The organism is Clostridioides sp. ES-S-0108-01, from assembly GCF_020662285.1.
Taxonomy (GTDB): domain Bacteria; phylum Bacillota; class Clostridia; order Peptostreptococcales; family Peptostreptococcaceae; genus Clostridioides.
Map to the genome: position 1 here is coordinate 21511 of NZ_JADGMN010000007.1, position 13373 is coordinate 34883.

Annotated in this window: 10 protein-coding genes; 1 reads left to right on the plus strand and 9 read right to left on the minus strand. The window is 29.3% G+C overall.

Features of this window, described 5'->3' with window-relative positions; translation table 11 throughout:
- Nucleotides 1-3: 3 nt before the first annotated feature.
- From IR152_RS08450 to IR152_RS08480, 7 genes are all read right to left on the minus strand, one after another.
- Entirely contained in the window at nt 4-1020 is a 1017-nt protein-coding gene (locus IR152_RS08450) for a LacI family DNA-binding transcriptional regulator (RefSeq protein WP_227451352.1), read from the minus strand.
- 70 nt (nt 1021-1090) lie between these two features.
- Nucleotides 1091-2176, minus strand: coding sequence for a glycoside hydrolase family 130 protein (locus IR152_RS08455; protein WP_227451353.1), 1086 nt, complete (start codon nt 2174-2176; stop codon nt 1091-1093).
- Between the two features lie 14 nt (nt 2177-2190).
- A complete protein-coding gene (locus IR152_RS08460) occupies nt 2191-3018 on the minus strand; it encodes a carbohydrate ABC transporter permease (RefSeq protein ID WP_227451354.1) in 828 nt (275 codons plus the stop codon).
- A 21-nt stretch (nt 3019-3039) separates the two neighbouring features.
- Nucleotides 3040-3936 carry a carbohydrate ABC transporter permease gene (locus IR152_RS08465; RefSeq protein ID WP_227451355.1) on the minus strand — a complete coding sequence of 299 codons (897 nt, stop codon included), beginning with the start codon at nt 3934-3936 and terminating at the stop codon, nt 3040-3042.
- Between the two features lie 65 nt (nt 3937-4001).
- On the minus strand, nt 4002-5375 hold the full coding sequence (locus tag IR152_RS08470) for an ABC transporter substrate-binding protein (RefSeq protein WP_227451356.1): 1374 nt from the start codon (nt 5373-5375) through the stop codon (nt 4002-4004).
- Between the two features lie 435 nt (nt 5376-5810).
- Entirely contained in the window at nt 5811-7127 is a 1317-nt protein-coding gene (gene argH, locus IR152_RS08475) for an argininosuccinate lyase (protein ID WP_227451357.1), read from the minus strand.
- Nucleotides 7128-7382: 255 nt separating this feature from the next.
- Nucleotides 7383-8204 (minus strand): Cof-type HAD-IIB family hydrolase, encoded by an 822-nt coding sequence (locus IR152_RS08480; protein ID WP_227451359.1) that lies wholly within the window; start codon nt 8202-8204, stop codon nt 7383-7385.
- Between the two features lie 360 nt (nt 8205-8564).
- Here IR152_RS08480 and IR152_RS08485 point away from each other — a divergent pair, with 360 nt between their 5' ends.
- Nucleotides 8565-9668, plus strand: a complete 1104-nt coding sequence (locus IR152_RS08485) for a pyridoxal phosphate-dependent aminotransferase (protein WP_227451360.1) — start codon at nt 8565-8567, stop codon at nt 9666-9668.
- A gap of 58 nt (nt 9669-9726) precedes the next feature.
- On the opposite strand, the gene IR152_RS08490 is transcribed toward IR152_RS08485, so the two are convergent.
- On the minus strand, nt 9727-12366 hold the full coding sequence (locus tag IR152_RS08490; protein WP_227451361.1) for a cation-translocating P-type ATPase: 2640 nt from the start codon (nt 12364-12366) through the stop codon (nt 9727-9729).
- Nucleotides 12367-12690: 324 nt separating this feature from the next.
- On the minus strand, nt 12691-13338 hold the full coding sequence (locus tag IR152_RS08495; RefSeq protein ID WP_227451362.1) for a D-alanyl-D-alanine carboxypeptidase family protein: 648 nt from the start codon (nt 13336-13338) through the stop codon (nt 12691-12693).
- Nucleotides 13339-13373 lie beyond the last annotated feature (35 nt).

Here is a 13373-nt window from a genome sequence, read left to right on the forward strand (position 1 = left end):
ATTTTAACAGCTAGCTCGTTCTATCACATCGACACCCATAACTAAATTTTCGGTCATCTCTTTTTTATTGTTTAATCTCCAAAGTAATCGTTTAACAGCTTTTATTCCCATAAGTTCTTTATTTACTCTTACTGTAGTTAATTTTGGAACTAATAGTGAATTCATAGCTATATCATCAAATCCGACTACTGCGATATCTTTTGGAACGTTATATCCTAAATCTGTCAATGAAGTAATTAACATAATAGCTGCATTATCATTAGAGCATACAAATGCATCTGGTAATGCACTTACATTTTTTATAATTTCTTGAATTTTTTTATGTTCTCCATTTAATATATACTCTTCTATATCGCTTAAAATTGAATATTTATGTATAGTTTCTTTTACATTACTTTCTGTAGGTGCAAATTTTTTAATAACCTCTTTATATCCAAAATATCTTTCCTTAACACTCAAAGAGTATTCTAAGTCTCCAAAAAATCCTATTTTTTCATATCCTTTATCAAAAAGTAATTTCGTTATTTTAAAACTACCCATTTTATTATCAGTCAGTATGCTATCAGTATTATAAAGCAATGATGTATGGTCAACTAATACTACTGGAATATTGTATTGTTTTAGTTTGAATAAGTAATCATCATCTATAGTTCCTATTACTACTACCCCACAGACCTTCTTTGTTTCTACACAACTAGGAATATTTTTTGAATCATCTTTTATACAGGTTATAATATCATAGTTGTTTTTACTAGCTTCATCACTTATTCCTTTCATTACTTTAGAATAAAACGTATTATCTTCAAAGTAAATTTTTTTAATAATCACGCATATATTTTTTTGTGCATATGATTTTACAAATTTAGGAGATTTCTCTAAATATCCTAGTTCTTCCGCTACATTTAATACCATTTTTCTGGTCTCTTCACTCACACCCACCTTGTTGTTTAAAGCTAAAGATACTGCATTTATAGATATATCTAGTTTATTTGATATATCCTTCATTGTTACTCTTCTCATAAATTAACGCTCCAAATTCTATATAATTTAAGACACTGGTCAACAAATTAACCAACAACCTTAGATTTCATTAAACCTCTAACATTGCAAATATTTCTTCAATCCTTATATCCGCTCTACAAACCTTATCATCTGATGCACCATAATATATCTTTACAATTCCATCTTCAAATACACATCCACATGTAAATACTACGTTTGCAAAGAATCCTTCTCTTTCATAATCTGCATCAGGCTCTAATATAGGCTTATTTGTCTTCGCTAATATTTTACATGGTTCATTTTTATCAAGTAGAAATGCTCCTAAGCAATATCTATTATTCTTATCTGTCGCATGGTAAATTTTAACCCATCCTTTTTCTGTTAAAAATGGCACTGCTCCACCACCAACTCTTCCATTTTCCCAAGAGTCTTCATTTGTTACACCATAAAAGTATCTTTGCTTACCCCAGTGCATTAAATCTGGAGATTCTGCTATCCACATGTCAGGACCACCTATTGCACAAGGCACAGGTCTATTGTATGCTATATATTTTCCATTTATTTTTTCAGGGAAAATAGTTACATCTTTATTTTCAGGTGCAAATATTATACCATGTCTTTCATAACTAATAAAATCTTTAGTAGATACTAATGACGTTGCTGCTCCATTTCTTGTTACTGATGTATAGTTTATGTAGTAAATTCCATCTATTTCAGTTATTCTTGGATCTTCAATTCCCCACTCTTCTTCTGACGCTATTGGTTTTATAAATGGCTCATCATCTATTATAAAGTTTTCTCCATCTTTTGACCTTGCTACTCTAATGTGTGATAATGATGTTAAGTACGCTATTTTTTTAGCTCCTCTATTATCTATTGTCCATAAAGAACGTGAATCTGAATAGTCATATTGTGTATCTACATCTTTATTAAAAGATATTACTTCTATAACATCTTCTCCATCCTTATTAACTACTATAGGAATTTTTACTTCCTTATCTGAATCAACTTTAACTGATTCTGCTATTCTACAAAGTAATATATACTCATTGTTGTATTTACAAACCCCACAATTAAACACACCATCCACTTTAAAATCTTCCCTACTTGGTCTTACATCACTTGGTTTTATTAATGGATTATTTTTACTTCTTATTACATTTATATTATTCATTACTTTTCCCCCTACTATTTAAGCATAAAGTTTATTCCTTCTTTAAAGTGTTTAGAGAAACACAAAAACATAATTATTATCGGTAATGTTAATATTACTGAAGCTGCATACATTGTACCTGGTAAATTTCCCATTGGTTTAAATTGAGTAGATATTAAAACATTTAATGTTTGCATATCTACCTTTGGTGAAATTAACATATCCCACATAAGTTCTCCCCATCTACTCATAAATGTAGATAAGAATACTATTGTTGTAACTGATTTTGTTACAGGAAATGCAATGCTACCTAGTATTCTTAATTCTGAAGCACCGTCTATTCTAGCTGCTTCAAATACATCATTTGGCAAAGATTTAAAATAATTTATGTACATGAATATTCCCCAAATAGATACTGATAAAGGTATTATCATTCCTATATAAGTATTTGTTAATGGTTTTGTTAGCATGTATCTTGGCACTAATAGTATTATTACTGGGAAGAACATTTGAAATAAAAGTGTGTTCATTATAAATTTTTCACCTTTAAATCTTTTCATTTTAGATATAGAATATCCAACAAGTAATCCTACTACTACTGACATTATTGCCGTAGGCAAAGAGACTATAAATGAATTAACTAATGCTTTTATCCACATACTTACAGTTGCTCCACCAGCTCCACCTAGCAAGTATTTATAACTACTTAAATCAAAACTAGTTGGTATTATAACTTTATCAACTTGATTCCATGAAGCAAATGATTGAATTATCATATAGTAATATGGGAATAAAGACATCGCTAATATTATCAAGGTTGCTATTATAACTAAAATCTTAGTTACTTTCTTTTTATTACTCATATTTTTAACCTCCCCTTATTTTTATGCTCCATACTTAGCATTAATTTTATCCATAACTACATTTAATATCTTAATAGTTATAAATATATGAACCGCATTGGCTATTGCTATAGCAGCACCATATCCTGATTGGAAATTAGTGAATGATGTATTGTATATTTCTAGTTGCCAAGTTGTAGTTGCTAAGTTAGGGCCACCTCCAGTTAATAAATATGGCTCAGTAAATATCCCAAACGCTAAACCTGATGCTAAAACTAAAACTGTTGTTAAAGTAGGTAGTATCATTGGTAATATTACACATGTAAACTTTTTAAATCCATAAACTCCATCTATTTTACATGCATCATATACATCGTCTGGTATAGATTCTAATGCTGACAATATAAATAGTGCATAATAACCCGACATTTTCCAAACAATTATTCCTATAATTATGGCAAAAGCCCATCCAGAATCTCTAAACCAATCGATATTAATTCCATTATCCCTCAAAAATATACTTAAAGCGGAATTGTAACTAAAGAAATATCTTACCACTACTGATACTGCTACCCCTGAAGTTAAATACGGTATAAAAAATAATACTGCTGTAAAACCCTTTATCTTATCTGGTAAGTTATAAACTAATAATGCAATAATCATTGCAACAATAAATGATAATACAACAATTGGTACTAAATATTTAAATGAATTAAAAAAAACTGCCTTTATTTTTGAATCACTAAACAATCTAATAAAATTATCTATTCCTACAAAGTTTTTATTGATAGACATTAAATTCCAATCTGTAGCTGATAACCAAATAGCCCATCCTAGTGGGATTAAGAAATATATTAAAGAGTAAACCAAGTAAGGTATATTGAAAAGCCACCCCAAAACTCCACCTTTATTACTTAAACCTTGTATTTTTTCTTTCATCCATCATCCCTCCTTTATGATAAAGCGAAAATAAACTATTTTATTTTCGCTTTACCTTTTTGACTTTACTCTAATCCACCAGCTTGCTTCATAGCATCAAATGCTTTATCAACATATTTAGTTGCATCAGTAGGTTTTAAACTAGTTGACCCTAATGTGATTTCAATATATTCTGCTAAAGGTCCACCTAAGGCTTCTTGAATCTCAGCCATTTTTCCATGTGGCATACATGGAACTGCATTTGGTACTTCTTGTGCTAATACTTTTAATTCAACATTTTCATCTAAGTAAGTTTTGAATGTATCATTTTCTACTAAATCTCCTCTAACAGGTAACATCGTTGTTGCTTGAACCCACTCTAAATCAGTTTTTGAAGAATTTTCTTCACTGTATAACCACTTAACAAATTCCACTGCACCTTGATGTATTTCATCTGTAATATTTGCATCTTTGTATAAGACTAAGCCTTTTGAATCAGCGAAATTGTATGCTGTGTCACCTTCATTTTTCACTATCATTGGACCAAATACATAATCCTCACCATATATCTTACCGCCTTCTCTAAGAGCATTTATTTCCCATGGTGCTGCTATAGAACACAATGCTTGAGGTTTTTCTTCTGCCCATAAATTAGGTATTTCTTGAGTTAATAAAGTATCTCCCATTGTTCCAAAGAATTCGAATACTTCTTTTGTTACTTCTTTGTCTAGAACTAATTTATTACCTTCAACCCATGGTTTTCCTCCACTAAATGATAAGTAAATGTTTTGGAAATCATTCCATCTATCCCACCAGAAATCTGGTCTTATAAGTTGATTTCTATACATAACACTACTTACACCAACTTCTTTCATCTTGTCTTTATTTGCTCTAAATGTTGTTATTAATTCCTCAAATTCTGCTTTTGTTGTTGGAGGATTGTCATATCCTAATGCTTTTAATCCTTTTGAATTCCATTGTAATACCATTGGGTTAACATATTGAGGAATAACATATTGTTTTCCTTCTATTTGCCAACCTTCTATAACATCTTCGATATCTTTATTTTTTACTACATCTTTAAACCATTCTTCTTCATCTAAATTGTATATCGCATCAGAATCTGCTAATGTTGCTGCAAAACCTCTATTTACATTTTCTGATATTGCTGGAACAGTATCTGTTGCTAGAGCATTTTGTATTCCCGCTTCTGAGGATGGTGTCTCAGGCATTTGTTGTACTTCTACCTTTACAACCTTATCATTAATTCTTAATTCTTTACTATTAAATTCTTTTGCCTTACCTTCCCAAAAATCATATTGAACCTTTTGTGGAGATGACCAAAAACTTACTGTAATCTCATCTGATGAACTTGCATCATTTTTAGTGCAACCACTCAATGTTCCAATCATAATACTTGATAACGCTAATAAAGCAATTCCCTTTTTTACTTTTTTCATCATATAATCCTCCCTATTATAAATACCTACCTAGTGATATCTCACTTTAAAATCACTTTAATTTAAACTTTAAAACAGTACTTCTTGCAAACCTTTTCATATTTATTTTAAATCTAATTCACTTTAATTTCCATTTATTTTTACTTTAATTTTTATTTATTTTACACTTTAATTTAAACTTTATAAAATATTTTAAATTTTATATAACTGATTAAACATAAATGATTATATTTTAGATTATTTTGTAATTTGTATATATAGTAACAATAAGTAAGCTATAGGCGTTTAACTAAAGGCTCATATAATAATGTAAATATAAAAGGGGCTGCCACACTAGAAAATAGTGATACGTCCTTTTTTGTACAAAAAAATAAGAAGCTATCGCATGAGCAAATTAAATTTGTTCTGAGATAGCTCCTTTAGAAATCCAATATATTATTTTAAATTCTTTTTTATTCCTTTATTTAATATACTCTCATAATCAATAAAATCATAAATATCTTCCTTAAAGGCATCTGAGAACTTATGTAATTCTTCTAATGTTAAATCTTCTATTGCCTTTTTATTGTCTTCACAATATATAACAATACTTCCCACTATACCGTGTGCATCTCTAAAGGCAACATTATTTTTAACTAAATAATCAGCAACTTCTGTTGCATTTAAAAAACCATTTTTTACTGCTTGTTTCATTTTATCCTCATTTACCTTTAATGTAGCTATCATTCTATCCATTATTTGTATGCACATTTCAAGAGTATGTACACTATCAAAGAAACCTTCTTTATCTTCTTGCATGTCCTTATTATATGCTAATGGTATTCCTTTCATTACTGTAAAAAGACCAAATAAGTTTCCATATACTCTGCCAGTCTTACCTCTTATAAGTTCTGCACCATCAGGATTTTTCTTCTGAGGCATTATACTACTTCCAGTTGTATATAAATCATCTATCTCAACAAATCCAAATTCTTGGGAACTCCAAAGTATCAACTCTTCACTTAATCTACTTAAGTGCATCATTATAATTGAAAAGTCACTCATTAACTCTAATAAATAATCTCTATCACTTACTCCATCCATAAAGTTATCTACTACTTTTTTAAATCCTAATTGTTCACAAGTTATATTTCTATCTATATCATGCGTAGTTCCTGCTAAAGCCCCACAACCTAAAGGTGATTCATCCAATATTTCTATAGCATTTTTTATTCTTTTCTCATCTCTATCAAACATACTGTAATATGCCATTAAGTGATGCTTAAATGTCACTACTTGTGCTCTTTGAAGATGAGTATAACCTGGCATCATCACCGGGTTTTTGTCAGCAACATCTTTTATAGTAGCTTTAAACTCAGATATTAAATCCACCAAATCATTTGCCTTTTCTTTGGCATACAGTCTCATATCAACTGCAACTTGGTCATTTCTACTACGTGCTGTATGAAGCTTCTTGCCAACATCTCCAATTCTTTGAATTAAATTTATCTCAGTAAAACTATGTATATCTTCATACTCTCCATCCAATGCCAACTTTCCATTTTTTACATCTTCAAGTATCCCTTTTAATCCTTCAGTTATAGCCTTTCCTTCTTCCTCTGTTAAAAGACCACATTTTACCTGCATATGAACATGTGCTATACTTCCTTCAATATCTTTTTTGTACAGTACACAGTCATAACCAAAAGATTTATTAAATTCTTCCATAAGTTGATTTTCCGCTTTTCTAAAGCGTCCGCCCCATAATTTCATACCTTTCACCTCATACTTTAAATTTTTGTATTTTAATTATAATATTTATACTTTAACTAAAAAATCTCCTGGTCAAAAAGACCAAGAGACGAAATATTCCGTGTTATCATTAGGCTCACACCATTCCTAACTCGCTGAGATTTTCTTTATATCTACTCTCTTCTTCACTGAATCTAAGTTTTTATGTTTTATCTATTTGTATTATAATTACTATAGACAAAATAGTCAACCTATTTTTTCCTGTATATACCGTTCTTAAGAACTAAGGGATTCTTTTAACTCTAAGAATTTATAAATTGCCTTTGCAACTCCACTATCTTGATTGGTAGCTGTAACATAATCAGCTTCTTGTTTAATTAATTCTTCTGCATTTCCCATAGCTACTCCAAGACCAGCAAACTTTATCATTTCTATATCGTTATAATTATCTCCAAATGCAATTATATCTTCTCTATCTATGTTCAGTTTTTCAGCTAAAATTTTAACTGCATTACCTTTATCAACACCTTCATTCATAACTTCAATATTATTTGGCCATGAAGAAGTTATCTTTATTCCTTGAACTTTTCTTAATTCTTTTCTTATTTCATCCAAAGTAGATGGGTTTTTTTCTTCTATAATTACAAATTTTAGTATATCTTTTTTAAAGATTTCTTCTCTCAAATCATCTTTTACAATTACTTCTGTCTCAGAGCCTAAAAATACACTTAATCTCTCTTCAATTCCTTCTATTTTTTTTGAAAGCATAGAATCTATACTATTACATTGATAGTAAATATCGTATTTATCTAATACATCTAAGATATTTAAACATGTTGTTGTATCAATCTTATTTGAATATATTATATTTCCATTTTGCTCTCTTATTAATGAACCATTACAAGCTATTATTGGCATGTCTTCTTTAAGAAAATCTACATTGAATTTAGCTGAATCGAAGGCTCTTCCTGTTGCTAAAGTTACATTAACACCACTTTTTATAACTTTTTGTAGTGCAGTTTTATTTTCATCTGTAACTTTATGATTATTGCCTAATAAAGTTCCATCCATATCTGTTACAATTAATTTATATCCCATAATCCAACTCCATAACTTTTTATTGTATATTTATATTTCCTTAATATAATCTAAAGAATTACCCTTATTAGATTATATCATAACTTTATACTTAAACCATTTCAATTTACAAAATTAATAACATTCGTTTAACTTATTTTAAAAGCAAAATAAATCGTTTCTTGTAGTATTTTTCTGAATATTTTCAATTTATAGTCTTATAATGCTAGAAATTTTACAATATATGATATATAATCATATTAAATAAAGTGAGCTATTATAATATTTATATTCATTTTTTACTATTATATATTTTCATAATATTTTAAATCTAGCGACTTTTATAACATTTATTATTGACTAAATAGGGAGTGATGAAGTATGAAATTAAAAATTAACAAAGCCATTGAAATGCAGTTGAAAAAAAGTTATGCAATAGAATCCGGACATTCAGAAGATGTATTTGAGATAGACTGTGGAGAAGGTATAAATACAGTGTCTTACTCAAAAAAAGCTGTAGAAGCTTTTAATGCTTTAAAATTTGATATGATAAGAGGATATCCTCATTCAATTACTTTAAAAGACAATATAGTTGATTATTGGAAAGATTTCATAACATTAGATACGGATAGAATTTGTTTGGCAGATGGTTCTATACATGTTATTTACCTTTTAAATAGACTGTTTATTGAAAAAGGAGACAAGGTTTTAGGATATTCACCACAATTCTCAGAATATGAAACAGACATAAAGATGCACGGTGCTACTTATGATTATGTTCTTTTAAAGAAAGAAGATAATTTTAAATTTAATGAAAAAGAATTCATTGAAAAAATAAATCCAGAATATAAAGTAATTTACATTGATAATCCAAACAATCCTACAGGACAAATTATACCTTTATCATCAATTGAAAATATAGTAAAGGAAGCAGATAAATATGATATAGCAGTTATAGTAGATGAAGCTTATGGTGAATACATGCCAAAAGAAAATTCAGCTGTCAAGCTTCTAAATAATTATGATAATGTAATTGTTTTAAAAACATTTTCAAAAGGTTTTGGTTTAGCAGGACTAAGAGCAGGATATGCAGTTCTTCCAGAACAACTTGTTAGTCCTATTAAAAAGATTTCTACTCCTTATGAAGTGTCTGAAATATCTCGTAGTATTGCATCCAATTTATTGGATGATGTTCAATTTATAGAAGAATTAAAGGAAAAAACAAAAGATATAAAAAATCAATTATTAATTCCATGGAAAAACCTTAATATAGCTAAAACTAGTGATACTGTATCAATAATGACAGTTGAACATAAGAACAAGGAAATAGATTTACAACAAGAATTTGCAAAATTAAAAATAAGAGTTATATCTGGAAGTGATTTCACTGGACTTGATAAAAATTTCATAAGATTTAGAATGCCTGAAGAAAAAGAACTACCTGAAGTTATAAAAGCATTCCAAATAATTGATAATATAGAGTAAATTAGATTATCTATAAGGGACATATTATTAAAACTAATATGTCCCTTTAATTTTTTAATTATTTTATTTCACTTCTATTTATTAATTTGTTAAGTTCCATTAATATTGATGAAATCAACGCTAGACCTAAACAAATTCCCAATTGGTATAATCCAAATGTTGTTGGTATAGAGAATATTCCTCTTAATACTGGTATTAGTGTTAAAGAGTAAAGTCCAAGACAGACTAGAACTGCTCCTATAACGTATTTATTACTGAAAAAGCCTAATTTTATTACTGTTTGATTATTAGAACGTGCAGGCAATGTTTGCATTATTCTAGCTAATATCAATGTTGAAAATGCCATTGCTACTCCAAGTTCTGGAGATACTTGTAAACCTACATACTGTGCAATTATTGTAACTATACCTATTATACAACCTCTTATAACAACTGCCTTCATTGTTCCTCCTGCTAATATACTTTCATCTGGATGTCTAGGAGGTTTATTCATTATATTTTTTTCTGACTTTTCAAACCCTAGTGCAATTGCTGGTAAAGAGTCATTTACTAAGTTTATAAATAAAAGTTGTAAAGCTGTAAATGGATTTGACCAACCTGCAAATACTGCAAATAATATGGCCACTATAGCTCCTAAGTTTCCTGCAAATAGATACGTAATTGATTTTATTATATTACTGTATACTGTTCTACCAACTTCAACAGCCTTTACTATACTTGCAAAGTTATCATCAACCAATACCATAGAAGAAGCATCTTTTGCTACATCAGTACCACTTCCCATACCGATTCCTATGTCTGCTTGTTTCAAGGCAGGTGCATCATTAACGCCATCACCAGTCATTGCCGTTATATTATTTTTATGTTGCCATGCCTTTACTATACGAATTTTATTTTCTGGTGAGACTCTGGCATATACACTTATATTTTCTAATTTTTCATATAGTTCCTCTTCACTCAAAGCATCAAGCTCTTTTCCAGTAAGAGCTAAGTCTCCATCTTCCATTATACCAATATCTTTTGCAATTGCTGCTGCTGTTGTTTTGTGGTCACCAGTTATCATAACAGTTTTTATACCAGCACTCTTTGCCTCTTTTACAGCATCCATTACTTCTTCTCTTGGTGGGTCTATCATTGCCATTATTCCAACCAATATCATATCATGTTCATCATCAATTGAAGGTATAAAATCTTCTTCTGGGACATCTTTTATTGCAAAAGCTAATACTCTAAGTGCTCTGTTTGAAAACTCTTCATTTTTATGTTTATATTCTTCTATTATCTCATCTGTTATATCTACTTTTGAACCATTTTTCAAAGCATATTTACATCTGCTAAATACAATATCTGGAGCACCTTTTGTAAACATTATATAATCTCCATATATACTATTTACAGTAGACATAAGCTTTCTATCTGAGTCAAATGGTATTTCATTTATTCTGATATACTTACTTCTTAATTTATCATAATCTAAATCATTTTTACTTGAATAATTTATTAAAGCTACTTCTGTCGGGTCACCAACTTCTTTGCCGTCACTAGTTATATGAGAATCATTACACAGCGTAGAAACCATAGTCAATAATTTAGCATGATAAGAATAGTTTACCTTTTCTTTATTTAACTCATCATTATTAGTTCCATACATATAATAATCAACAACTGTCATTTTATTTTGTGTAAGAGTACCTGTTTTATCAGTACATATCACACTTGTTGAGCCTAAAGTTTCTACTGCTGGTAATTTTCTTATTATAGCTTGTTTTTTTGCCATACTATTTGTTCCAACAGCCAATACTATAGTAACTATTGATGATAAAGCTTCTGGTATAGCTGCCACTGCTACTGCTACAGAGAACATGAATGAATCTAAAATAATTTGTGTCATTTCTCCATTTCCAGCTATAAAATAATTTCTTGCTACTTGAATTATAAATATTAAAATAGCAAGTACTACAATACCTACACCAAGCTTTTTACTAAAATCCTCTATCTTTTGTTGTAACGGTGTAAGTTTATTTTCAGCACTTTCTAAAAGTCCAGCTATTTTACCCATTTCAGTATTCATACCTGTTCCAGTTACTACAAAAGAACCTCTACCATAAACAACTACAGCGCCACTAAATACCATATTTTTCTGGTCGCCTAAACTTACATCTTCACTTATTTTTTCTGTATGCTTTAAAACTGGTTCTGATTCTCCAGTCAACATACCTTCTACAACCTTGAGAGATTGTGCTTCTATAAGTCTTCCATCTGCTGGTATGTAATCGCCAGCTTCTAAGAATACAATATCTCCAACTACTAAATTTTTTGCTGGAATTGTCATTTTTTTATTGTCTCTTATTACCTTTGCGTTTGGTGCAGATAAATTTTTCAAACTTTCTAATGAACTTTCTGCTTTTTTTGTTTGTACAACACCTAGAACAGAGTTTATAATAATAACTGCAAAAATTATTATAGACTCCACGGTTTCACCTAAAAATATTTGTACTAAGGCAGCTATCAATAGAATTATTACTAATGGGTCTTTAAAACTTTCTAAGAAAAGCTTATAAGTAGGAATTTTATCTGCTTCTTTTAATTCATTAGCTCCATTTTTTTCTAACAGCTCTTCTGCTCTTTCTTTACTCAAACCAGATAAGCTTGAGTCTAAATTTTTAATTACTTCTTTATAAGTACTTTTGTAAGACATTTGTTGCCCTCCTCTTTAATAAATTTATTTTATGTTTGGGGACTCTTATGTATACTTGAAATTTAAATTTTTTTAAATAAAAATTCCTTGAATAAAAAAAGACCCCAAAACAAACATACCTAATGCTTATTTTGAAGGTCTTGCTATCAAGGAATTCCTCGCTAATTAACCGAGTATTTCTACTGTCTTGACGATTAATTACCACTTTCGTGTAAGCTACTCCCCTTCGAGTAGTTATCTTAAATTGTATTTACATTATATCACTTTACACAATTAATAGTCTAGTTTATTTTTTATTTTAACCTAATTTTAACAAACCATCTCTTAATTTATATGTAAGTATTCTTCTAAAGTCAAGTTATTCATTGCAAAGTTTTTGCTATGTTCAGTTCCAACATATCTATAGTGCCAAGATTCATACATATATCCTGTTATATGCTCTTTACCTTCTGGATATCTAAGTATAAAACCATATTTATATGCATTTTCATACAACCACTTAGCTTCTTTTGTATTGTTGAACTTTTTATTTGCCCAACAGGACTGGTCATCTCCTCCAATATCAAAAGCAAGTCCAGTTTGATGCTCACTCTCTCCAGGTTTAGCTGAAAATCTATTTGCTTCTTTTTCTCCATGTTCTTTTACATATGATTTAAATAATTTATTTTGATATTCATAACTTCTATATGTACTAAAAGCTTTTAAATTTAATCCTGATTTTTGAGCATTTTTATTCATTCTATAAAAAGCATCTTTCGCTTCACTATTTTCCTGAGGAGAATAGTTTTCAGGTAAACTGTATTTTTTATTTGCTACTATAATATTATTTATTGATAATACATTTACGCCTCTTCTGTATTTACTTAATTCATATGCCATAATTTTCATTCCTTCACTAGAACTATCAATAAACATTTTTACAAAAACTATAAATAGAGCAAAAATTATGGCTACACAAATTTTCTTTTTCATATACTACACCTCCATAATTGGAATTTTATACAGAA